At 69.1% G+C, this 23,521-nt stretch carries 19 protein-coding genes and 1 pseudogene; 6 read left to right on the top strand and 14 right to left on the bottom strand.

Annotation, left to right across the window (positions count from 1 at the left end; translation table 11 throughout):
• The 4 genes and pseudogenes from ABT381_RS27030 to ABT381_RS27015 form a co-directional block, all read right to left on the bottom strand.
• A pseudogene (locus tag ABT381_RS27030) lies at nt 1–497 on the bottom strand (hypothetical protein); the annotation flags it as partial.
• Between the two features lie 165 nt (nt 498–662).
• The gene (locus ABT381_RS27025; RefSeq protein ID WP_351599173.1) at nt 663–1,133 is read right to left on the bottom strand and encodes a DUF6113 family protein; all 471 of its coding nucleotides are present in this window, start codon (nt 1,131–1,133) and stop codon (nt 663–665) included.
• On the bottom strand, nt 1,130–2,065 hold the full coding sequence (gene mshB / locus ABT381_RS27020; protein WP_351599172.1) for an N-acetyl-1-D-myo-inositol-2-amino-2-deoxy-alpha-D-glucopyranoside deacetylase: 936 nt from the start codon (nt 2,063–2,065) through the stop codon (nt 1,130–1,132). The genes ABT381_RS27025 and mshB overlap by 4 nt, the downstream gene beginning before the upstream one ends.
• Nucleotides 2,066–2,268: 203 nt before the next feature.
• Nucleotides 2,269–2,463 carry a hypothetical protein gene (locus ABT381_RS27015; protein WP_052867828.1) on the bottom strand — a complete coding sequence of 65 codons (195 nt, stop codon included), beginning with the start codon at nt 2,461–2,463 and terminating at the stop codon, nt 2,269–2,271.
• 206 nt (nt 2,464–2,669) lie between these two features.
• Between ABT381_RS27015 and ABT381_RS27010 the strand changes: the two genes are divergently transcribed.
• The 6 genes from ABT381_RS27010 to ABT381_RS26985 all read left to right on the top strand — a co-directional run bounded on the left by ABT381_RS27010 (nt 2,670) and on the right by ABT381_RS26985 (nt 11,462).
• Nucleotides 2,670–4,823 carry a S9 family peptidase gene (locus ABT381_RS27010; protein WP_351599171.1) on the top strand — a complete coding sequence of 718 codons (2,154 nt, stop codon included), beginning with the start codon at nt 2,670–2,672 and terminating at the stop codon, nt 4,821–4,823.
• 416 nt (nt 4,824–5,239) lie between these two features.
• Complete coding sequence (locus tag ABT381_RS27005) at nt 5,240–6,271, top strand: ABC transporter permease (RefSeq protein WP_351599170.1); 1,032 nt, start codon at nt 5,240–5,242, stop codon at nt 6,269–6,271.
• Nucleotides 6,272–6,360: 89 nt separating this feature from the next.
• Nucleotides 6,361–8,157, top strand: a complete 1,797-nt coding sequence (locus ABT381_RS27000; protein WP_351599169.1) for an ABC transporter substrate-binding protein — start codon at nt 6,361–6,363, stop codon at nt 8,155–8,157.
• A gap of 114 nt (nt 8,158–8,271) precedes the next feature.
• Nucleotides 8,272–9,249: an ABC transporter permease gene (locus tag ABT381_RS26995; protein WP_351599168.1), complete on the top strand. Its 978-nt coding sequence runs from the start codon at nt 8,272–8,274 to the stop codon at nt 9,247–9,249.
• An 11-nt stretch (nt 9,250–9,260) separates the two neighbouring features.
• Nucleotides 9,261–10,322: an ABC transporter ATP-binding protein gene (locus ABT381_RS26990; RefSeq protein ID WP_351599167.1), complete on the top strand. Its 1,062-nt coding sequence runs from the start codon at nt 9,261–9,263 to the stop codon at nt 10,320–10,322.
• A gap of 15 nt (nt 10,323–10,337) precedes the next feature.
• A complete protein-coding gene (locus ABT381_RS26985; RefSeq protein WP_351599166.1) occupies nt 10,338–11,462 on the top strand; it encodes an ABC transporter ATP-binding protein in 1,125 nt (374 codons plus the stop codon).
• Between the two features lie 129 nt (nt 11,463–11,591).
• Here ABT381_RS26985 and ABT381_RS26980 read toward each other — a convergent pair whose 3' ends face one another.
• From ABT381_RS26980 to ABT381_RS26935, 10 genes are all read right to left on the bottom strand, one after another.
• The gene (locus tag ABT381_RS26980) at nt 11,592–12,620 is read right to left on the bottom strand and encodes an ABC transporter ATP-binding protein (protein ID WP_351599165.1); all 1,029 of its coding nucleotides are present in this window, start codon (nt 12,618–12,620) and stop codon (nt 11,592–11,594) included.
• Nucleotides 12,610–13,659, bottom strand: a complete 1,050-nt coding sequence (locus tag ABT381_RS26975; RefSeq protein WP_351599164.1) for an ABC transporter ATP-binding protein — start codon at nt 13,657–13,659, stop codon at nt 12,610–12,612. Before ABT381_RS26975 ends, ABT381_RS26980 begins: the two co-directional genes overlap by 11 nt.
• A gap of 17 nt (nt 13,660–13,676) precedes the next feature.
• A complete protein-coding gene (locus tag ABT381_RS26970; RefSeq protein ID WP_351599163.1) occupies nt 13,677–14,648 on the bottom strand; it encodes an ABC transporter permease in 972 nt (323 codons plus the stop codon).
• On the bottom strand, nt 14,641–15,564 hold the full coding sequence (locus tag ABT381_RS26965; protein ID WP_351599162.1) for an ABC transporter permease: 924 nt from the start codon (nt 15,562–15,564) through the stop codon (nt 14,641–14,643). Before ABT381_RS26965 ends, ABT381_RS26970 begins: the two co-directional genes overlap by 8 nt.
• Nucleotides 15,565–15,568: 4 nt before the next feature.
• Entirely contained in the window at nt 15,569–17,200 is a 1,632-nt protein-coding gene (locus ABT381_RS26960; protein ID WP_351599161.1) for a peptide ABC transporter substrate-binding protein, read from the bottom strand.
• Between the two features lie 170 nt (nt 17,201–17,370).
• Entirely contained in the window at nt 17,371–18,426 is a 1,056-nt protein-coding gene (locus tag ABT381_RS26955) for an ABC transporter ATP-binding protein (RefSeq protein ID WP_351599160.1), read from the bottom strand.
• The gene (locus ABT381_RS26950) at nt 18,419–19,456 is read right to left on the bottom strand and encodes an ABC transporter ATP-binding protein (RefSeq protein WP_351599159.1); all 1,038 of its coding nucleotides are present in this window, start codon (nt 19,454–19,456) and stop codon (nt 18,419–18,421) included. Before ABT381_RS26950 ends, ABT381_RS26955 begins: the two co-directional genes overlap by 8 nt.
• Before the next feature lie 11 nt (nt 19,457–19,467).
• On the bottom strand, nt 19,468–20,394 hold the full coding sequence (locus tag ABT381_RS26945) for an ABC transporter permease (protein ID WP_351599158.1): 927 nt from the start codon (nt 20,392–20,394) through the stop codon (nt 19,468–19,470).
• Nucleotides 20,387–21,310: an ABC transporter permease gene (locus ABT381_RS26940; RefSeq protein WP_351599157.1), complete on the bottom strand. Its 924-nt coding sequence runs from the start codon at nt 21,308–21,310 to the stop codon at nt 20,387–20,389. Before ABT381_RS26940 ends, ABT381_RS26945 begins: the two co-directional genes overlap by 8 nt.
• 137 nt (nt 21,311–21,447) lie before the next feature.
• Nucleotides 21,448–23,076, bottom strand: coding sequence for a peptide ABC transporter substrate-binding protein (locus ABT381_RS26935; protein WP_351599156.1), 1,629 nt, complete (start codon nt 23,074–23,076; stop codon nt 21,448–21,450).
• Nucleotides 23,077–23,521 lie beyond the last annotated feature (445 nt).

The raw sequence follows: 23,521 nt of genomic DNA, 5'->3' as shown, positions 1-23,521 counted from the left end.
CCCTGGCCGCCGGCGGGCGGGGTGCCGCCCTGCGCAGCGGGGGCCTGGCCGGCCGCCGGGCGCTTGGACCGGCGCGGCGCGAACCAGTCGCTGGTACCGGGCGGGGGCGCGGGCTCCTTCCGGTCCTCGGGCGCGTTCTCGGCGGACGCGGCGGGCGCGGGCGGCGCGGCCTGCGGCCGGGGCCGCGGCGTACTGCCCGTGCGCTCGGCGTTCCGGCCGGTGCCGGCGCGGCCGCCACCGGCCCCGTCGGCGCCGTTCGCAGCGGTGTCCTCGCCGACCGGCTTGCGCACCACGACCGGCGGGATCGGCCGCGATCCCGGAATGTTGATCTTGATGCGGGTGGTCAGCGTGGTCTCGGTCTTGGGCTCCTCCGGCCGCGCTGCTACCGCCTCGTCGGCGTCGCCCTGGCGGGTTCCGTACGGCGGGGTCCCCGAGGGGTAGGCGGCAGCGCCGCGCCCCTGGGGCCCGGAGGACGAACTGTCAGATTCACGACTCAAAGCAGGATCTCCCGGTTGGCTCCGCCGCTCGTCATCGACGTGCTTGGGCGGCTCGGCGGCGCGCACCACCATACTGTCCGGCGCGGGCGGTAATCCGGGGTGCGGAGGAACGCTCCCCGTACGGACGCCCGCCCGCGCCGCCGAACAAGGGCCTCGGACGGCCCGTCACATGCCACGTCGGACCGCACCCAGGTGCGCCGAGCGCCCCATGGACGCCGTGGTACAGATCACAGCGACGGCGATGCCGCCCAGCAGGAAGGCGTAGGCCCCCAGCCCGGCGCCGAAGACGAAGTCGCCCTCGGCGCGCGTCGTACTGAGCGCGATCACCGTCACCAGCCAGGCGGCGGCCGGGGCCAGCGCCCCGACGACCGAGACGGCCGCCCGCGCGCCCCCGGTGAACAGCGCCGCGGCGCCCGCCAGCGCGAGCAGCAGGCCGCCGGGGAACCACGCCCCCTGGACCAGCGCCCCCGCCCCCGCGACGAGCACGCCGAGGACGACCAGGAGCACGTACAGCCCGGCCTTCAGCGCGCCGCCGGGGGGCGTCTCCGGCTGCCGCGGGGCCTCGGCCGCGGCACCCCCGGCACCTCCGCCGCCGGACGCCCGGCTGCGCTTGTCCGCCCCGTCCTTGCCGCTCATCGTGCCGTCTCCCTCGTGTCCGATGCCGTCCCCGGCCCGTCCTGCGTCCGTACGCCCGCGAAGAGGTCGTCCTCGCGTTCGCCCTCCCGCGCGCCGGACGTGCCGCGCACGAGACGGTAGTGCTCGGTGCCGAACAGCGGCTGGCCGAGGTCGTTGGAGAGCGCGAAGAAGGGGCCGTCCACGGCGATCTGGGTGACGTGCGCGCGCATCGCCGCGGCCTTGGCCGCGCCGTGCTCGGGCGCGGCCGCGATCGAGGCGGTGACCTCGGCGTCCGGCACCACTCCGGGGACGTCGTCCACGGCGGCGACGCCGGGGAAGGACAGCCCGGCCGCGCGCAGCCGCTCGAAGCCCTCCTCGACGACGGAGCGCGGATTGCAGTTCCAGTAGATCTTCTCGATCACATGGGCCGCGCCGAGCTCCGGCCGGAAGGCGGGATCGGCGGCCAGGTCGGCGGCGCGCATCGCGACCCGGTGGGCCTGGATGTGGTCGGGGTGGCCGTAGCCGCCGTCCGGGTCGTAGGTGAGCAGGACCTGCGGGCGCACCTCGCGGACCACGGCGACCAGGTCGCCGGCGGCCGTGTCCAGGTCGGCCTGCCAGAAGGCGTCCGGGCGGTCGTTCTGGGGCGCGCCCATCATCCCGGAGTCGCGGTAGCGGCCGGGAGCGCCGAGCAGACGGTGGTCGGTGACGCCCAGCTCGGCCATGGCGGCGGCCAGTTCGCCGCTGCGGTACGGGCCGAGCACGTCGTCCTTGTCGGCGGCCAGATGCGCGAGGTGCGGCGGGATGACCTCGCCCTCCTCGCCGAGAGTGCAGGTCACCAGCGTGACGAGGGCGCCCTCGGCCGCGTATTTGGCCATGGTGGCGCCGTTGTTGATCGACTCGTCGTCCGGGTGCGCGTGCACCAGCAACAGACGGCGGGCGGGAAGGTCGGACATGGGGACAGCGTACGAGCCGTACGTGCGGCACGGAGAACCCGACCGGATGATCCACCCGGTCGGGCCCGCACGCCTGCGCTCACGATCGGAACGTCACACTCAGAACGTCACGATCGGCATGTCATGGCCGGAACGTCACAGTCGGCCCATCACGGTCGGAACAACACGTCACATCACGGAACATCACGGTCAGCACATCGCGGTCAGAACTTGATGCCACCGATCATCCCCGCGACGTTGGTGGTGAACTCTCTGATGGTCGGCGCGATGGACGAGCTCGCGATGTAGAACCCCAGCAGTATGCAGACGACTGCGTGGCCCGCCTTCAAGCCTGACTTCTTCACCAGCAGGAAGACGATGATCGCCAGCAGCACCACCGCCGAAATCGAGAGTGCCACGGCGGTCACCTCCAAGTACGCACGGACGGAACAGGATTGGGCAGGTACGGCCCCGGCCCTTTGGCCAATGGCTCCATACCCACACGCCCCAGCGATCATAACTATCGATGCCCACGCATATGCCGGTGCACGGTTGCAGAGTGGGGGCGCACACGATCTTGACGAGTGCGGTCGCGGTGAGCCCCGCGGCCCTTACGCTCGGGCCCATGACCGGACAGCTCTCATTTCCCCGGCAGCACGCGCGCACCCAGCGCTTCAGCCTGGGCGTGCCGCGCGGCTTCAGCATCTCGCCGGATGGTACGCGCGTCGTCTTCCTCCGTTCCCGATCCGGCACCGATCGGGCGAATCTGTTGTGGGTCCATGACCTTGACGCCGGGCGCGAGTACCCCGCCGCCGACCCGGCGGGGCTGCTGGGCGGCACCGACGAGGAACTGTCTCCGCAGGAGAAGGCGCGTCGCGAGCGGACCCGCGAGGGCTCGGCCGGCGTGGTCGGCTACGCCACCGACGCGGCCGTGGAACTGGCCGCCTTCCCCCTCTCCGGACGGCTGTTCGTCTCCGAGCTGCGCGCCGGCACCTGCCGCGAACTGCCCGTTCCCGGCCCGGTGGTGGACCCGCGCCCGTCCCCCGACGGCCGGTACGTCGCGTACGTGGCGGAGGGCGCGCTGCGCGTCGTCCCCGTGGCGGGCGAGGGCACGGCGGACGGCGACCGGGCGCTGGCGGCGCCGGACGGGCCGGGCGTGACCTGGGGTCTCGCGGAGTTCATCGCGGCCGAGGAGATGAGCCGGTACCGCGGCTTCTGGTGGTCGCCGGAGAGCGACCGGCTGCTGGCCGCGCGGGTCGACGACGCCCCCGTACGGCGCTGGTGGATCGCCGACCCGGCGCACCCGGACAAGGCGCCCGCCGAGGTCGCCTACCCGGCGGCCGGCACCCCCAACGCCGAGGTCACGCTCGCCCTGCTGGGCCTGGACGGGGAGCGCACGGACGTCGTCTGGGACCGCGAGCGCTACCCGTATCTGGCCCGGGTGCACTGGTCGCCCGCCGGCCCGCCGCTGCTCCTGGTGCAGTCCCGCGACCAGCGCTCCCAGCGCTATCTGGCGGTCGACACCGATACCGGCGCGACGCGCCTCGTGCACGCCGACGAGGACCCGGTGTGGGTCGAGCCGTACCCGGGCGTGCCGGCCTGGACGCCGGACCGGCGGCTGGTGCGGATCGCCGACGAGGGCGGCGCGCGCAAGCTCTTCGTCGGGGACCGGCCGCTGACGTCCGCGCCGCTGCACGTGCGCGGGGTGCTCGACATCGGCCAGGAAGATGTCCTGTTCTCGGCGAGCGCCGAAGACCTGCACGACATCGGGATCTACCGGGCCTGGTACCGCGGCAGCGGCGACCAGGGCGGCTGGGAGCGGGTGACGGAGCGCCCGTACGCCTCGTACTCCTCCGCGGTACGGGTGGGCGAGGTGGCGGTCGTGTCGCACATGTGCGCGGAGCGGCCCGGGGCGCAGGTGGAGGTCCTGCGGCTGAGCGACGACGGCAAGGAGACCCGGCTCGCGGAGATCCCCTCGCACGCCGAGACGCCCGTACTCACCGCCCGGCCGCGGTTCGTGACGGCGGGCGAGCGGGACATCCCGTGCGCCGTCCTGCTGCCGACCGGTTACGAGGAGGGGGACGGGCCGCTGCCGGTGCTGCTGGACCCGTACGGCGGGCCGCACGCGCAGCGGGTGCTGGCGGCGCACAACGTCTTCCTCACCTCGCAGTGGTTCGCCGACCAGGGCTTCGCCGTGGTGGTCGCGGACGGCCGGGGCACGCCGGGCCGCTCCCCCGCCTGGGAGAAGGCGATCTCGCGGCGGGTCGCGGAGGTGGCGCTGGAGGACCAGGTGGACGCGCTGCACGCACTGGCGGAGCGCTTCCCGCTGGACCTGGACCGGGTGGCCATCCGCGGCTGGTCCTTCGGCGGGTACCTCGCCGGACTGGCCGCGCTGCGCCGCCCGGACGTCTTCCACGCGGCGGTGGTGGGCGCGCCCGTCACCGACCAGCGGCTGTACGACACGCACTACACCGAGCGGTACATGGGCCACCCGGACGAGGATCCGGCCTCCTACGTACGGAATTCCCTGGTCACCGACGCGGGCCTGGTGGAAGCGGCCGAGCAGCACCGGCCGATGATGATCATTCACGGGCTGGCCGACGACAACGTGGTCGTGGCACATTCGCTGCGGTTCTCCTCGGCGCTGCTGGCGGCGGGCCGGCCGCACGAGGTACTCCCGTTGTCCGGCGTGACCCATATGACGCCACAGGAACAGGTGGCCGAAAACCTACTCCTTCTGCAAGTCGCATTCCTCAAGCGGAGCCTGGGCCTCTCCTAGTACCGGAGAAACGTGTGCCCCGCCGCATGGATATGTGCACGCGGGCGTGGCACGGAACGGGGCGAAAAGCGACCGGCCGGGGAAGCTGTTGGCCTCCCCGGCCGGTCAACGGCACCCGCACGGCCGTACGCTGTCAAGGATGGCGCGTTCGTATATCGGTGCTGCGACAGCCAAGTGTCCGTCTTGTTAAGGATGTTGGGGACGAAATGTCCCCCATGCCGTACACCTCCGGTAACTGTCAAGCACGCCGGGGCGTCAATCTGCGCAATCTTCGCTCAAGAAGCGAACAAGGTGGCTACGGTCCGTCCGCAGACTCTTGACTCCGCCGTAAATCACTTGCGAAAGTCCGCTCAACCAGCGGTGCAACTCTGTGCCGCTTCATGTTCCAAGAGAACTCGGCGCGGGGGCACTTCGCGATGACTAGTCCATCCCAGACCGCGGTTTCCAAGACCGACACCCCAGGACTTGGACCCGATGGGCTGAGCAAGGGAAAGGACCGCAAGGGCGGCGAATTGGTCGGCCGTTCGCCGGGCCAATTGATGTGGGCGCGCTTCAAGCGTGACCGGACCGGAGTGATCAGCGCCTACGTCGTGCTGTTCTTCTTCGCCGTCGGCCTGCTGGCCCCTGTGATCTCCGCGCTGTACGGCAAGGACCCCTACACGCGGTACGGCATGATCACGCCGGGCCTGCTGACCAACGGCTACCCGACGCAGCCCAACGGCGGCATCTCCAGCGAGTTCTGGTTCGGCATCGAACCGACCCTGGGCCGGGACGTGTTCATGCAGCTCGTCTACGGCATCCGCACCACGCTGTACACCGCGGTCGCGATCACCATCGCCTCGGTGCTCACCGCCATCCTGCTGGGCGTGGCGGCCGGCTACTTCGGCGGCAAGATCGACTACTTCATCGGCCGCTTCATCGACCTGCTGATGGCATTCCCGAACCAGCTGTTCTTCGTCGCCTTCGTCCCCGTCGTGGCCGCCATCGTCGTGGCCCCCGAGGACGCCATGCCGACCTGGCTGCGCGCGATCATCCTGATCCTGGTGATGTGGTTCCTCGGCTGGATGAGCCTGGCCCGCCTGCTGCGCGGACAGGTCCTGTCGCTGCGGGAACGGGAGTTCATCGAGGCCGCGAAGGTCTCCGGCGCCTCGCCCGCCCGCATCATCCGGCGCGAGCTGCTGCCGAACGTGGTGACCCCGATCCTGGTCCAGACGACGTACATGCTCCCGAACTTCGTGACGTCCATCGCGGGCCTGTCCTTCCTGGGCGTCGGCTACGTCGAGCCCACCCCGGACTGGGGCCGGATGTTCGCCAACGCCGCCGACTACTACCGCAACGACATCACGTACTTGTTCTTCCCGGGTCTGGCGATGGTGATCTTCATCGTCGCCTTCAACCTGCTCGGGGACTCGGTCCGGGACGCTTTCGACCCGAAGCGGGCTCGATGAGATCCGTTCCGTGGGGGGTGCTGCCACCCCGGCACCGCACGAGTCAGGCAGCAGCAACGGAACAACGACAGGCAGGTGCATACACCGTCATGAGCAGCAACCGTACGCGCAGAACTCACGCCACCCTCGTCGCGCTGGCCGCAGGCGCGCTGGTCCTCACCGCGTGCAGCAGCGGCGCGGGCACCGGCACGGGCGGCGGCAACGACCGCACGGGCGCGGAGAAGCAGCGCGCGCAGATCGCTTTCGGCAACGCCGCGGCGTCCAAGGGGGCGGCCGAGGAGGTGCCGGGCGCCCAGAAGGGCGGCACGATCAAGGTCTACCAGCGCGACACCTACTCGCACCTGGACCCGGCGCAGATCTACGTCAGCGACGAGGGCGCGCTCGCCACGCTGCTGTTCCGCAAGCTGACGACCTACCACATGGACAACAAGGGCAAGTACACCATCGTCGGTGACCTCGCCACGGACAGCGGCCAGTCCTCCGACGGCGGCAAGACCTGGAAGTACACCCTGAAGGACGGGGTGAAGTGGGAGGACGGCTCGCCGATCACCGCCAAGGACATCCGGCACTCCGTCGAGCGGTCCTTCGCCCCCTTCATCACCGACGGCCCGTACTACCTCCAGCAGTGGCTCGCGGACTCCACGGACTACCGCAAGCTCCTGAAGGACGGCCCGTACAAGGGCAAGCACCTCCCCGACAGCGTCCTTGAGACGCCGGACGACAAGACCGTCGTCTTCCACTTCAAGTCGCCGCACCCCGACCTGCCCTACGCCCTGGCCATGGCGGGCTACGCGGCGGTGCAGGAGAAGAAGGACACCAAGGAGAAGTACGACAAGGCCCCGCAGTCCTCGGGCCCGTACAAGATCAAGCCGGGGTCCTTCAAGTCCGGCAAGGGCATGACGCTGGTCCGCAACACCGCGTGGGACCCGAAGACGGACAACTCCCGCCACCAGTACGTCGACAAGTTCGACATCCAGTTCGGCGTGTCCTACCCCGACTCGACCCAGCGACTGATCGCGGACAACGCCGACAACCAGACGGCGGTCAGCTTCAACAACCAGGTCGACGCGGCCAGCATGCAGACCGTGGCCAACGACCCGAAGGTCAAGAAGCGCTCGACCTCGGGCTACCAGCCCTACGTCGGCGTCATCAACTTCAACATGAAGCGGATCAAGGACAAGAAGGTCCGCGAGGCCCTCGCCTACGCGATGCCGACGCAGGCCGTACTGGACGCCTACGGCACCCCGGGCGGCGGCGAGCTGGCCGGCAGCTACGTCAGCCCGACGGTCACCGGCTTCAAGGACATCGACCCCTACGGCAAGCTGAAGAAGCCGCTGGGTGACGTGGCGAAGGCGAAGAAGATCCTGAAGGACGCCGGCAAGACCGGCATGAAGATCACCTTCGCCTACATGAACTCGCCCGAGCCGCAGAAGTACTCGGTCTCGATCGTCGACAACCTCAAGAAGGCCGGCTTCGACGTCCAGCCGAAGGACCTGCCCTCCGACACGTACTACGACGTGATCGGCAAGGTCGACAACAAGTTCGACATCTACGCGTCGGCGTGGGGCGCGGACTGGCCGAGCGCCTCGACCGTGCTGCCGCCCACCATGGACGGCCGGCAGGTCCAGGACGGCTCGCCGAACTACTCGCACTACAACAACCCGGCGGTCAGCAAGGAGATGGACCGCATCTCCAAGATGTCCGACCAGGAGAAGGCGTCCGAGGAGTGGTTCAAGCTCAACGAGAAGATCCTCAAGGAGGACCTGCCGGCGATCCCGACCTTCTACTACAAGCAGATCCAGCTGCACGGTTCCAAGGTCGGTGGCGTCGTGAACAACGACGTCATCAGCGGGGTCGACCCGACGAAGCTGTTCCTCAAGAAGTAGCCGTGCCCTCGCGCCGGTAATCCTGGCGCCCGGTGTGCCCGCCCGGACCGGACGGGCACACCGCGCGGTCCCCACCCACCTCCTTCCGCTGCCCCACGAGAGCTGCGATCTGCCATGCTTCGTTTTCTCTTCCGCCGGTCCCTCGGCGCGCTCGTGATCCTGCTGTTGATCAGCGCGTTCACCTTCTTCCTGTTCTTCGCCGCACCACGGGATCCCGCGCTGCTGTCCTGCGGAAAGAACTGCACCCCGGACGCCATCGCCCTGATTCACAAGAACCTCGGCATGGACAAGCCGATCCCGGTCCAGTACTGGGACTTCATGTCCGGCATCGTGACCGGGCGCGACTTCGCCCAGGGACCGTGCCCGGCCCCGTGCTTCGGCTACTCCTTCGCCAACGGCGACCCGGTCTGGAACACGATCGTCGACCGCTTCCCGACGACGCTCTCGCTGACCATCGGCGGCGCCGCGGTCTTCCTCACGATCGGCCTGGGCACCGGCATGATGGCCGCCTGGAAGCAGGGCAAGCTGATCGACAAGGTCTTCAGCTCCGCCTCGCTGGTGCTCAGCTCGATGCAGATCTACTTCATCGGCCCCATCGTGCTGGCCCTGCTGGTGTACAACCTGGAGATCCTGGGGCAGCCGAAATACGTCAACTTCACGGAAAATCCAGCGGCCTGGTTCATGGGGCTGCTGATCCCCTGGTGCGTGCTGTCGATCATCTTCACCGCGCAGTACACCCGTATGGCGCGCTCCTCGATGATCGAGCAGCTGGCCGAGGAACACGTCCGCACCGCCCGCGCCAAGGGCATGTCCCAGCGGACGGTCTTCTTCCGCTACGCCTGGCGCGGCTCGCTGATCCCCATCGTCACCATCTTCGGCATCGACCTCGGGTCGCTCTTCGGCGGCGCGATGATCACGGAGCAGACCTTCGCCCTGCCCGGCCTGGGCACCCTCGCGGTGAAGTCCGTGCAGGAGACCGACCTGCCCATGGTCATGGGCGTGATGCTGTTTGCGGCGGCCTTCATCGTCCTCTTCAACATCATCGTCGACGCCTGCTACGCGTTCATCGACCCGCGCGTGCGCCTGTCCTAGGAGAGCCCCCAGTGACCACACTCACCAAGACCGAAGGCGCACCGGTCCCGACCGGATCGGACCCCTTCCTGTCGGTACGCGACCTGTACGTGCGGTTCTCCACCGAGGACGGCATCGTCAAGGCCGTCGACGGGCTCTCCTTCGACCTGCGCAAGGGCCAGACGCTCGGCATCGTCGGCGAGTCCGGCTCCGGCAAGTCGGTGACCAACCTCGCCATCCTGGGCCTGCACAACCCCGCCTCCACCGAGATCGCCGGCGAGATCACGCTGGACGGCCAGGAGCTGACCGGCGCCCGCGAGCGCACGCTCCAGAAGCTCCGCGGCAACAAGATGGCGATGATCTTCCAGGACCCGCTGACGGCGCTCTCGCCGTACTACACGGTGGGCCGGCAGATCGCCGAGCCGTTCATGAAGCACACCGGCGCGAACAAGCGCGAGGGCCGGCAGCGCGCCATCGAGATGCTGACCAAGGTCGGCATCCCGCAGCCGAACCTGCGGGTGGACGACTACCCGCACCAGTTCTCCGGCGGCATGCGCCAGCGCGCCATGATCGCCATGTCCCTGGTCTGCAACCCCGCGCTGCTCATCGCCGACGAGCCGACCACCGCGCTCGACGTCACCGTCCAGGCCCAGATCCTGGACCTCCTCAAGGACCTCCAGCAGGAGTTCGGCTCGGCGATCATCCTGATCACCCACGACCTCGGCGTGGTCGCCAACATGGCCGACGAGCTGCTGGTGATGTACGCGGGGCGGGCGGTCGAGCGCGGCACGGTCAAGGACATCCTCACCGCGCCGCAGCACCCCTACGCCTGGGGCCTGCTGGGCTCGATGCCGCGCCTGTCGGCCAGCGTCGACGAGCCGCTGAACCCGATCCCCGGCTCCCCGCCGAGCCTGCTCAACCCGCCGACCGGCTGCCCCTTCCACCCGCGCTGCGCGTTCACCTCGGAGGTGGGCGGCAATCGCTGCGCCGACGAGCGGCCGCTGCTGGCACCGGGGCGCGCCTCGGCCTGCCACCTCACCGCCGAGCAGAAGCACACCTTCTTCACCGAGCAGATCAAGCCCCGGTTGGGCTAGGGAGCGACGACCATCATGAGTGAAGCCAAAGACGTCACCCTGCCCGCTCCCCGCGAAGCCGTCCCGACGGGCGAGCCACTGCTGGTCACGGAGGGCCTGACCAAGCACTTTCCGATCATGGGCGGCTTTCCGTTCCGGCGGAAGATCGGCGCCGTACAGGCGGTGGACGGGCTCGACCTGACCGTGCACGCCGGTGAGACCTTCGGCCTGGTCGGCGAGTCGGGCTGCGGCAAGTCCACGACGGGCCGGCTGCTGACCCGCCTCCTGGAGCCCACCAGCGGCAAGATCGCCTACCGGGGCCAGGACATCACCCACGCGAACCGCAAGCAGCTCGCGCCGGTCCGGTCCGAGATCCAGATGATCTTCCAGGACCCGTACTCCTCGCTGAACCCGCGGCAGACCGTCGGCACGATCATCGGCGGCCCGATGGAGATCAACGGGATCAACCCGCCCGGCGGCCGCGAGAAGAAGGTCCGCGAGCTGCTGGAGACCGTCGGCCTCAGCCCGGAGCACTACAACCGCTTCCCGCACGAGTTCTCCGGCGGCCAGCGGCAGCGCATCGGCGTGGCCCGCGCGCTCGCCCTGGAACCGAAGCTGATCGTCGCCGACGAGCCGGTCTCCGCGCTGGACGTCTCCATCCAGGCGCAGGTCGTCAACCTCCTCCAGGAACTCCAGCGCGAGCTGGGCATCGCGTTCCTCTTCATCGCCCACGACCTGGCGATCGTGCGGCACTTCAGCCAGCGGGTCGCGGTGATGTATCTCGGCAAGATCGTCGAGGTCGGCGACCGCGAGTCCATCTACTCCCGGCCCCGCCACCCGTACACGCACGCGCTGCTCTCCGCGGTGCCGGAAGCCCGGCTGGCCGGTGAGGGCGAGGACGATCGCGAGCGGATCCGGCTCGCGGGCGATGTGCCGTCGCCCGTGAACCCGCCCTCCGGCTGCCGCTTTCGCACGCGGTGCTGGAAGGCGCAGGACAAGTGCGCCGCTGAGGAGCCGCCGCTCCTCCAGATCGCGGGGAATGCGGCCGGGCATCTGACGGCCTGCCACTTTCCGGAGGAACCGACGATCGCTGCGCGCGATGAGGACATTGTCCTGGACCCGGCGCTGGCGGCGATCGAGAAGTCCTCGGATCCGGACTGACGGCCCGCCCGCCGCGGTGGGCAAGGACGGTGGCCGACCATCCCGCCATACCGATTGCTCGCGCAGTTCCCCGCGCCCCCTCAGGGGCGCGGGGAACTGCGCGAACGGCCACGACGGCGCGGCAGCCGGCTACTCACTCGGCACGACATGGCGCTCCTCCGCGAAGTGGCAAGCGGAGGGGTGCGCCGGCCCCGCGGCCCCCGCGAACCATTCGGGGACATCGAGCGGCGGCACGACATCGGCACAGACCGGCTGTGCCTTCCAGCACCGAGTCCGGAAGCGGCAGCCGGACGGCGGATCGGCCGGCGACGGCACGTCCCCGGTCAGCAGGATGCGCTCGCGGTGCTCGCGCGCCTCGGGGTCCGGGACGGGAACGGCGGACAGCAGCGCCTGGGTGTACGGGTGCGTGGGGTGCCCGTAGATCTCGTCCTCGGTGCCGGTCTCCACGATCCGGCCCAGGTACATCACGGCCACCCGGTCCGAGATGTGCCGCACCACCGACAGGTCGTGCGCGATGAAGACGTAACTCAGGTCGAACTCGTCCTGCAGGCGCTCCAGCAGGTTCACCACCTGCGCCTGTACGGAGACGTCCAGCGCCGAGACCGGCTCGTCCGCGACGATGATCTCGGGCCGCAGGGCCAGCCCCCGCGCGATGCCGATCCGCTGCCGCTGCCCGCCGGAGAACTGGTGCGGGTACCGGTTGACGTACTCCGGGTTCAGCCCGACCACGTCCAGCAGCTCCTGCACCCGGCGCCGCCGGTCGCCCTTCGGGGCCACCTCCGGATGGATGTCGTACGGCTCGCCGATGATGTCGCCGACCGTCATGCGGGGGTTGAGGGAGGTGTACGGATCCTGGAAGACCATCTGGATGTTGCGGCGCACCGCCTTCAGGGCGCGCCCGGACAGCTTGCCGATGTCCTCGCCGCGGTAGCGGATCGCCCCCGCGGTCGGCCGCTCCAGGCCGACCAGCGTCTTGGCGACGGTGGACTTGCCGCAGCCGGACTCCCCCACGATGCCGAGCGTCTCGCCCTCGCGCAGGTCGAAGGAGACGCCGTCGACCGCCTTGACCGCGCCGACCTGCTTCTTCAGGACGACGCCCTGGGTCAGCGGGTAGTGCTTGACCAGGTCCCGCACTTCGAGAATGGCCTCAGCGGTCATGCGGCGGCTCCTCGTCACGCACGGTCTCCTCCCAGAAGTGGCAGGCACTCGAGCGGCCCGGTGCCACGTCGTACAGGGGCGGGCGGTCCGTGGTGCACACGTCGCGGGCCCGGGGGCAGCGCGGGTGGAACGGGCAGCCGGGCGGGATGGCGGTCAGGCTCGGCGGCAGGCCCTTGATCGCGTACAGCTCCTGGCCCTTCTGGTCCAGCCGCGGGATGGAGTCCAGCAGGCCGCGGGTGTACGGGTGGGCCGGGGCCCGGTAGAGGTCGTGCACGGGCGCGTGTTCGACGATCCGGCCCGCGTACATCACCGCGATCCGGTCGGCGACGTCCGCGACCACGCCCAGGTCGTGGGTGATCAGGATCAGCCCCATGTCGTACTCGCGCTGGAGGTCGGCCAGCAGGTCCATCACCTGCGCCTGGACCGTCACGTCCAGCGCCGTCGTCGGCTCGTCGGCGATGATCAGGTCCGGCTCCAGGGCCAGCGCCATCGCGATCATGATGCGCTGGCGCATACCGCCGGAGAACTGGTGCGGATAGTCCCCCACCCGGCTGCGCGCGGCCGGGATCTTCACCCGGTCCATCAGCTCCACGGCCCTGGCCCGCGCCTCCTTCCGCTTCAGGCCCTGGTGGACCTCGTACATCTCGCCGAGCTGCGCGCCGACCGACAGCACGGGGTTCAGCGAGGAGAGCGCGTCCTGGAAGATCATCGCCATCCGGGCGCCGCGGACCTTGCGCCGCTCCTCGGGCGCGGCCTTGAGCAGGTCCCGGCCCTGGAAGAGGATCTCGCCGCCGGTGACGAAGCCGGGCGGCGAGTCGAGGATGCCCATGACGGCCTGGGCGGTGACGGACTTGCCGGACCCGGACTCGCCGAGCACGGCGAGCGTCTCGCCCGCGTCGACGCGGTAGTTGACGCCGTTGACGGCCTTGGCGACGCCGTCGCGGGTGCGGAACTCCACGTACAGGTCGCGCACGTCGAGCAGCGCGGGCGGCGCCGCGCCCGGGTCCGGCCCCGCCTGGGGGTTCGTCGCGGTAGCCATCGGCGGTCTCCGCCTCCTCAGCGCAGCTTGGGGTCGAGGGCGTCGCGCACCGCGTCGCCGAGCATGATGAACGCCAGCACCGTGATCGACAGCGCGCCCGCCGGGTACAGCAGCATGTGCGGCGCGTTGCGGATGTAGGTGGAGGCGGTGGAGATGTCGATGCCCCAGGAGACGGTGGGCGGCTTCAGGCCCGCGCCGAGGTAGGACAGCGTGGCCTCCAGGGAGATGTAGGTGCCCAGCGCGATGGTGGCGACGACGATGACGGGGGCCACGGCGTTGGGCGCGATGTGGCGGAGCAGCAGCCGGCCGGGGGAGGCGCCGAGCGCCCGCGCGGCCTGGACGTAGTCGTTCTGTTTGGCGGTGACGACGGAGCCGCGGGCGATCCGGGCGATCTGCGGCCAGCCGAGCAGCACGATGAAGCCGACCACGGGCCACACCGTCTTGCTGGTCACGACGGACAGGAAGACCAGGCCGCCGAGCAGCACGGGGATGCCGAAGAAGATGTCGGCGAGGCGCGAGAGCAGCGCGTCCCACCAGCCGCCGAAGAAGCCGGCGAGACCGCCGAGGACGCTGCCGAGGAGGGCCGCGCCCGCGGTGGCGCAGACGCCGACGGTGATGGAGGCGCGCGCGCCGTAGACGGTACGGGTGTAGACGTCCCGCCCCTGGGTGTCGAAGCCGAAGGGGTGGCCGGGCGCGGAGCCTTCCTGGGCCTTGGAGAGGTCCGCGCGGTAGGGGTTCCCGTCGGCGATCAGCTGCGGCCAGATCGCGATGACGACCAGGAAGAGGATGATCAGAGCCGAGACCAGGAAGACGGGGTTGCGCCGCAGGTCGCGCCAGGCGTCGCCCCACAGGCTGCGCGGCTTGTCGCGCGGGCTCCCGCCCCGGCCGTTCCGGCCGCCCTCCAGCGTCTCCGCCTCGGCCATCGCCAGGGCGGTGGGGCCGCCGTCCCCGTGGGTGACCGCTTCTTTGGGTACGTAGCGCTCAGGCATAGCGGATCCTCGGGTCGAGGACGGCGTACAGCAGGTCGACGACGAGGTTGGCGAAGAGGAAGACCAGCACGAGGACGGTGACGAAGCCGACGACGGTGGGCGAGTTCTGCCGCAGGATGCCCTGGTAGAGCTGGAAGCCGACGCCGTGGATGTTGAAGATCCGCTCGGTGACGATGGCGCCGCCCATCAGCTGGCCGATGTCCGTGCCGATGAAGGTGATCACCGGGATCAGCGAGTTCCGCAGCAGGTGCCGGGTGACGACCCGGCGCCGCGGCAGCCCCTTGGCCACCGCCGTCCGCACATAGTCCGCGCGGGCGTTCTCTGCGAGCGAGGTGCGGGTCAGCCGGGTGACGTACGCGAGGGAGACCAGCGCGAGCACCACGCCGGGCAGCAGCAGCTCGTCCAGATACGCGTCGGTGGAGACCGTCGGCTTCACCCAGCCCCACTTCACGCCCAGCAGGAACTGCAGCACATAGCCGCTGACGAAGGTCGGGATGGACACCACGACCAGGGTGAAGACGAGGACCGAGGTGTCCAGCGCGCGCCCGCGGCGCAGCCCGCTCAGCACCCCGAGGGTGATGCCGACGATGATCTCGATGACGATGGCGACCAGGGTCAGCCGCAGGGTGACCGGGAAGGCGGTGCCCATCAGCTCGGTGACCGGCTGCCCGTTGAAGGCGGTGCCGAAGTCCCCGCGGAAGATCTGGCCCATGTAGTGCAGGTACTGCTTCCACAGCGGCTGGTCGAGGAGGAGTTCCTCGCGGATGCGCGCCGCGGTGGCGGGGTCGGGGGCGCGGTCGCCGAACATCGCGGCGACCGGGTCCCCCAGCGCGTACACCATGAAGAAGATCAGGAACGTGCTGCCGATGAACACCGGGATCATCTGGAGCAGCCGCCGGATGACGTAGCGTCCCATGAGGTCAGCTGCCGACCTTGATCCGGTCGTAGACGGGCACGCTGAACTGATTGAGTCTCACATCGCTCAGCCGGTCGGTGTAGCCGCCGCTGCCGTTCTGGTACCAGAGCGGGATCACCGGCATGTCCTTCGCCAGCACCTTCTCCGCGTCCTGGAACTTCTGCACCGCCGCCTGCCGGTCGGTCTCCGCGTTGGCCGCGTCGACCAGCTTGTCGAACCGCTTGTTGCTGTACTTTCCGTCGTTGGAGGAGGCGTCGGTGTAGTACATCGGCTGCAGGAAGTTCTGAATGAGCGGATAGTCCATCTGCCACCCGGCCCGGAACGGCCCCTTCATCTTCTTCGCCGTGATCTGATTCCGGTAATCCGCGAAGGTCCCCACCGGATTTCCCACGCACGCCTTGTCGTTCTTCAGCACCTTGTTGACGCTGTTGCAGAGCGCGTCGACCCAGTCCTTGTGCGAGCCGGTGTCGGCGTTGTACGTGACGGTGACCTTGCCGCCGGGCAGCCCGCCGCCCTCCTTGATGAGCTTGCGCGCCTCGGCCGGCTTGTACTCGCACGCCTTTCCGCACAGCCCTGCCTGATACCCGCCGTCGGCCTTGAGCACCGGCGAGGTCCAGTCACTGGCCGGGGTGCGGGTGTTCTGGAAGATCTGCCGCGTGATCGTCTTGCGGTCGATGGCCATGGACAGCCCCTGCCGTACCTTCGCCATCTTCTCCGACCCCCACTTCGGGTCGTACATGGGAAAGGTCAGGGTCTGGATGATCCCGGCGGGCTGATTGATGTACCGGTCACCGAGGTCCGCCTTCGCGTTCTTCAGCTGCGCGGCGGGAATGTCGTCGCTGAGGTCGAGATTGCCGGCCTGCAGATCGGTGTAGGCGGTGTTGTTGTCGGTGTAGACCCGCAGGTCCACGCCGCCGTTCCGGGCCTTGTCCGGGCCCTTGTACCCGCCCCACTTCCGCAGCTTCATCGCCGAGCCCTTGGTGTAGGACTCGACCTTGTACGGCCCGTTCCCGACCGGCTTCTTCAGCCAGCCGTCGTGGTCCTTGAAGAAGGCGCGCGGCAGCGGCGCGAAGGCGGGATAGCCGAGCGTCTGCGGCCAGGTGGAGAACTTCTGGTTGAGCCGCACGGTAAAGGTCCGGTCGTCCTTCACCTTCAGCCCGGAAAGCGTCTTGGCGCTGGACTTGCCGCTCTCCGGATGAACCTTCTCGTACCCCTCGATGTACCCGAAGAAATACGCGTTCTTCTGGTTGTTGTCGATCAGCGCCCCGTAATTCCAGGCATCCACGAACGACCGCGCGGTGACCGGCTCCCCATTACTGAACTTCCAGCCCTTTTTGATCGTGACCGTGTAATTCTGCTGATCCTTGGTCTCGATCTTCTGGGCGAGCATGTCCTTGGCCGCGCCGGTCTCCGGGTCGTACCGCTTGAGCCCCCGGAAGATCATGTCGAGGACCTTGCCGCCCTGCACCTCGTTCGTATTGGCGGGCTCCAGGGGGTTCTGCGGGTCCCCCCAGGACGAGCTGAGGACCCCCTTGCCGTCCCCGCCACCGCCGCCCCCGCCGCCACCACACGCCGTCGCCACGAGGGCGACGGCCACCGTTCCCACCGCCCACTTCGCACGGGTGGCTCCACGCATCCGGTGCCTCCTCCGACCAATAGGTACGTAGGCCCACATAACAGCCCAGAGAAGGCGCCCCCGCACCCGGACCTCCCCCGTCCGAGCACGCCACGCCGCACAATCCCCCCGAACGCACGAAGCGCCCGGAGCGGAGTGCTCCGGGCGCCTCGAAGGTGGAAGTGCGGGCGTCAGGCCGCGCCCACCACGTCCTTCTCCTCCGCGAAGTGGCAGGCCGACTCGTGGGCCGCGAGGGAGTCGGTGTCCTTCAGGACCTCGGGGACGGCGAGGAGAGGGGTCTCCTCGGCGCACTTGTCCTGGGCCTTCCAGCAGCGGGTGCGGAAGCGGCAGCCGGACGGCGGGTTGGCCGGGGAGGGCACGTCGCCGCTGAGGATGATCCGCTCACGCCCGCCGCGGGCCTCCGGGTCGGGGACCGGGACGGCCGAGAGGAGGGCCTGGGTGTACGGGTGGGTGGGGTGCTCGTAGATCTCCTCGTCCGTGCCGATCTCGGCCATCCGGCCCAGGTACATCACGCCGACGCGGTCGGAGATGTGCCGGACGACGGAGAGGTCGTGCGCGATGAAGAGGTAGGAGAGGTCGTACTCGTCCTGAAGGCGGGCCATCAGGTTGATGACCTGGGCCTGTACCGAGACGTCGAGCGCGGAGACCGGCTCGTCGCAGATGATGATCTCGGGGTTGAGCGCGAGGCCGCGGGCGATGCCGATGCGCTGGCGCTGGCCGCCGGAGAACTGGTGCGGGTACCGGTTGAGGTACTCCGGGTTCAGCCCGACCACGTCCAGCAGCTCCTGGACCTTGCGCCGGCGGTCGCCCTTCGGGGCCACCTCGGGGTGGATGTCGAAGGGCTCGCCGATGATGTCGCCGACCGTCATGCGCGGGTTGAGCGACGTGTAGGGGTCCTGGAAGACCATCTGGATGTTGCGGCGGACGGCCTTCAGGGCGCGGCCGGTGAGCTTGGTGATGTCCTCGCCCTTGTAGAAGACCTCGCCGGCGGTCGCCCGCTCCAGGTTCATCAGGAGCTTGGCGACGGTGGACTTGCCGCAGCCGGACTCGCCGACGATGCCGAGCGTCTCGCCGCGGTACAGGTCGAAGGAGATCCCGTCGACCGCCTTGACCGCGCCGACCTGCTTCTTGAAGAGGACGCCCTGGGTGAGCGGGAAGTGCTTCACCAGGTTGCGGACCTGGAGGATCGGCTCGCGGTCCGTGCTCTTCGTGACGGACTCAGCCATGGAGCGTCTCCTTCCAGAAGTGGCAGGCGCTGCCGCGGCCCTCGGCGACCGGGGCGAGCGCCGGGACGTCCGTACGGCAGATGTCCTGCGCCTTGGGGCAGCGCGGGTGGAACGCGCAGCCGCCGGGGGCGTTCAGCAGGTTGGGCGGCAGGCCCTTGATCGCGTACAGCTCCTGGCCCTTCTGGTCCAGGCGCGGGATGGAGTCCAGCAGGCCGCGGGTGTAGGGGTGCGCGGGCTTCTTGTACAGCTCGCCCACGGGTGCCTGCTCGACGATGCGGCCCGCGTACATCACCGCGATCTTGTCGGCCACGTCCGCGACCACGCCGAGGTCGTGGGTGATGAGGATCAGGCCCATGTGGTACTCGCGCTGCAGCTCCGCGAGGAGGTCCATGACCTGGGCCTGGACGGTCACGTCGAGGGCCGTGGTGGGCTCGTCGGCGATGATCAGGTCCGGTTCCAGGGCGAGCGCCATCGCGATCATGATGCGCTGGCGCATACCGCCGGAGAACTGGTGCGGATAGTCCCCCACGCGGTTGGCGGCCGCCGGGATCCTGACCTTGTCCATCAGCTCGATGGACTTGGCCTTCGCGGCCTTCTTGGACAGACCCTGGTGGACGCGGAACATCTCGCCGAGCTGGTAGCCGACGGAGAGCACCGGGTTCAGGGAGGACAGCGCGTCCTGGAAGATCATGGCGATCTTGGCGCCGCGGATCTTCCGGCGCTGCTCGCCGGACATCGTCAGCATGTCCTGGCCGCGGAAGAGGATCTCGCCCTGCGGGATCCTCGCCGGCGGCATGTCGAGGATGCCCATGATCGCCTGGGCGGTGACGGACTTGCCGGAGCCGGACTCGCCGAGCACGGCGAGCGTCTCGCCCGCGCTCACGCTGTAGTCGACGCCGTTGACGGCCTTGACGACGCCGTCCCGGGTGTGGAATTCGACGTGCAGGTCGCGGACCTGGAGCAGCGGCGAACCGGCCGCTTCCGGGGTCCGCGGCCCGGGCACGGCCGCGGTCTTCTCGGTGGTGGTCACGTACGCCTCCCTCAGCGCAGCTTGGGGTCGAGGGCGTCGCGCACCGCGTCGCCGAGCATGATGAACGCCAGCACCGTAAGAGACAGCGCGCCCGCCGGGTACAGCAGGGTGTGCGGCGCGTTACGGATCTGGGTGGCGGCCTGGGAGATGTCGATGCCCCAGGAGACCGTCGGCGGCTTCAGGCCGACGCCGAGGAACGACAGAGTGGCTTCCAGCGAGATGTACGTACCGAGCGCGATGGTCGCCACGACGATGACGGGCGCGAGGGCGTTCGGCGCGATGTGCCGGAGCAGCATGCGCGGGGTGGACGCGCCGAGCGCGCGGGCCGCCTGCACGTAGTCCTGCTGCTTGGCGGTGATCACCGCGCCGCGCGCGATACGCGCGATCTGCGGCCAGCCGAGCACGGCCATCAGCAGCACGACCGTGAAGATCGAGCCGCCCTTGACGACGGACAGGAAGACGATGCCGCCGAGCAGGATCGGGATGCCGAAGAAGATGTCGCCGATCCGGGAGAGCAGCGAGTCCCACCAGCCGCCGAAGAAGCCGGCCAGGCCGCCCATGACGCAGCCGAGGACGGCGGCGAGGAGGGTGGTGCAGATGCCGACGGTGACGGAGGCGCGGGCGCCGTAGACCGTACGGGCGTAGACATCGCAGCCCTGCTTGTCGAAGCCGAAGGGGTGGCCGGGGGCCGCGCCCTGTGCGGACTTGGAGACGTCGCAGGCGTACGGGCTGGTGCTCGTCAGCAGGCTCGGCCAGATCGAGACGACGACGAGGAAGAGGATCAGTACGGCGGAGATGTAGAAGATCGGGTTACGGCGCAGGTCCGTCCAGGCGTCGCCCCAGAGGGAGCGGGCCTTGTCCTGCTGCTCGCCCCGCACGACCTCGGAGGCCGCCACGGCCGCCGCGGTGTGGGCGCTGGGGTCAATCACGTCAGGCATACCGGATCCTCGGGTCCAGGACCGCGTAGAGCAGGTCGACGAGCAGGTTGGCGGCGAGGAAGACGACCACGAGCACGGTCACGAAGCCGACGACGGTCGGCGCGTTCTGCCGCAGGATGCCCTGGTAGAGCTGGTAGCCGACGCCCTGGAGGTTGAAGATCCGCTCGGTGACGATGGCGCCGGCCATCAGGCCGCCGATGTCGGTGCCGAGGAAGGTGACGACCGGGATCAGGGAGTTGCGCAGCAGGTGCACGCTGATCACGCGGCGGCGCGGCAGGCCCTTGGCGGTGGCGGTGCGGATGTAGTCGGAGCGGATGTTCTCCGCGATGGAGGTGCGGGTCAGCCGGGCCACGTACGCCAGCGAGACGCCCGCGAGGACGATGCCGGGGAGGATCAGCTCCTCGAAGCGCACCTCGGTGGAGACCGACGGGGGCAGCGCGCCCCACTTCACGCCGACGAAGTACTGCAGCAGATAGCCGGTGACGAAGGTCGGGATGGAGATCACGAACAGGGTGAGGACCAGCACGCCGGTGTCGATCAGACGGCCGCGGCGCATACCCGCGACGACGCCGAGCCCGACGCCCACCACCAGCTCGATGACGAAGGCGACCAGGGTGAGCTGGATGGTGTTGGGGAAGGCGTCCCCCATCAGCTCGATGACCGGGCGGCCGTTGAAGGCCGTGCCGAAGTCGCCCTGGAAGATGCCCGCCATGTACTGCAGGTACTGGCTCCACAGCGGGTCGTTCAGGTGCAGGGACTCCCGGATCTGGGCGGCGGTCGCCGGGTCGGGGGTCCGGTCTCCGAACATGGCCGCGACGGGATCGCCGAGCGCGTAGACCATGACGAAGATCAGGAAAGTGGTGCCGATGAAGACCGGCACCATCTGGAGCAGTCGTCGCACGACGTAGCGCCCCATGTGTCCTCCAGAAATGCGCCGACGCGGGGGCAGCCGGGCCCGGGGCCTCCTCGACTTCGAAGAGGCGCGGGTGACCGGCTGCTCCCTGCCGCCGTGAGCGGTTGGTTCGGTGCGGCCCGCTCAGGGGCTGCGTCGGGTCAGCTCTTGACCTTGATCTGGGTGTAGACCGGGACGCTGAAGGCGTCGAGCTTGACGTCGGAGACGTTCTGCGACCAGCCGGCGACGCCGTTCTGGTAGAAGAGCGGGATGGAGACCATGTCGTCGAACACCAGCTTCTCGGCGTCCTGGTAGAGCTTGGTCGCCTTCTTGGTGTCCGGCTCGGCCGCGGCCTGCTTCAGCAGGTCGTCGAACTTCTTGTTGCTCCAGTGCGAGTCGTTGGAGCTGGCGCCGGTGGCGTACAGCGGCGTCAGGAAGTTCTCGATCTGCGGGTAGTCCATCTGCCAGCCGGCGCGGAAGCCGCTGGTCATCTCGCCCTTGGTGATCTGGCTGCGGAAGTCGCCGAAGGTGCCCACGGGGTTGCCCACGCACGCCTTGTCGTCGCCCAGCACCTTGTTGACGCTGTTGCAGACCGCGTCCACCCACTCCTTGTGGGAGTCCTTGTCCGCGTTGTAGCTGATGGTCATCTTCCCGCCGGGGAGGCCGCCGCCCTCCTTGATGAGCTTCTTGGCCTCGGTGGGGTTGTACGTGCAGGCGTCGCCGCAGACGTCCTTGCTGTAGCCGTTGGCGGCACCGAGCACCGGGGAGGTGAGGTCGGTGGCCGGCGTACGCGTGCCGTTGTAGATCTTCTCGGTGATCTGCTTGCGGTCGATCGCCATGGAGATGCCCTTGCGGACCTTCTCCATGCCCGGCTTGCTCCACGCGCCCTTGTCGACCGGGAAGGTGATGGTCTGGTTGATGCCGGCCGGCTGCGAGACGTAGTTGCCCTGCAGGTCGGTCTTGGCGTTCTTGATCTGCTCGGCGGGCAGGCTGTCGAGCACGTCGATGTTGCCGGCCTGCAGGTCGGAGTAGGCGGTGTTGGAGTCCGTGTAGACCTTCAGCAGCACGCCCTTGTTCTGCGGCGCGTCGTCGCCCTTGTACTTCTTGTTGGGCACGAGCTTCATCTGCGTGCCCTTCTGGTACGAGGCGACCGCGTACGGGCCGTTGCCGATGGGCTTGTCCAGGTAGCCCTTGTGGTCCGTGAAGAACTTCTTCGGCAGCGGCGCGAACGCCTTGTAGCCCAGGCGGATCGGCCAGGTCGACATCTTCTGGGTCAGCTTGACCGTGAAGGTGTGGTCGTCGACGACCTTCAGGCCCGACAGGGTCTTCGCGGTCGGCTTGCCCTTGGCCGGGGCGACCTTGTCGTAGCCCTCGATGTCGGCGAAGAAGTAGCTGTTCTTCTGCTGGTTGGTGGCCAGCGCGCCGTAATTCCAGGCGTCGACGAAGGAGTTGGCGGTCAGCGGCTCGCCGTTGGAGAACGTCAGGCCCTTCTTCACCTTGATGGTGAAGGTCTGCTGGTCCTTGGTGTCGATGGACTCGGCGGCGTCGTTCGTGGCCGCGCCGGTCTCCGGGTCGTACTTCTTGAGGTTCTGGAAGATCATGTCCAGGACCTTGCCGCCCTGCACCTCAGTGGTGTTGGCGGGCTCCAGCGGGTTCTGCGGGTCGCCCCAGGCGGACCGTACGACTCCGGCCTCGGAACCCGCGCTGTCACCGCTTCCGCCGCACGCCGTCACACCGAGGGCGATGGCTATGGCTCCTGCGACCCAAGTGGCGCTTCTGGCACCGCGCATGGGACTGCCTCCTCATGAGTCCATTCGTGACATGGAAAGGAGCCGGCCGTCCGCTGACACCCCTGACAGCGCGCGACCAGCCCCCGATGCTCGTGAGTCGGCGCCTTGCACAGCGCGTGACCCATTGACCCGAGCTCAATAGCCCCCATCCTCAGTCACGTTCGCCCCATAAGCCACGAGTTAGTGGTTACTTTTTGGTCACATCGCGGAGAGACCGGTTCGGAATCCGGACAAACCAATCTATCCAGACGGGAACGAAAGGGACTCCATGCCACCGTCCGCTCACACTCCGTCCGCCATCCGAACGGCCGCCGAACTGTGCGGGGTTCAGGCACTCTTGACACCCCGCCAACCGGCGGGGTAAGGACCCGCCGTTGGGCGGGTGGCGCGGTGGGCCGGCGGTCAGGCGGCCGGTCGCGGCGCACACGCCGACGGCCCGGCCCCC

It is taken from the genome of Streptomyces sp. NPDC000151 (assembly GCF_040301705.1).
In the GTDB taxonomy this organism is placed as follows: domain Bacteria; phylum Actinomycetota; class Actinomycetes; order Streptomycetales; family Streptomycetaceae; genus Streptomyces.
Note: the sequence above shows the minus strand (reverse complement) of the source record. Positions and strands in the feature narration are given on the sequence as shown.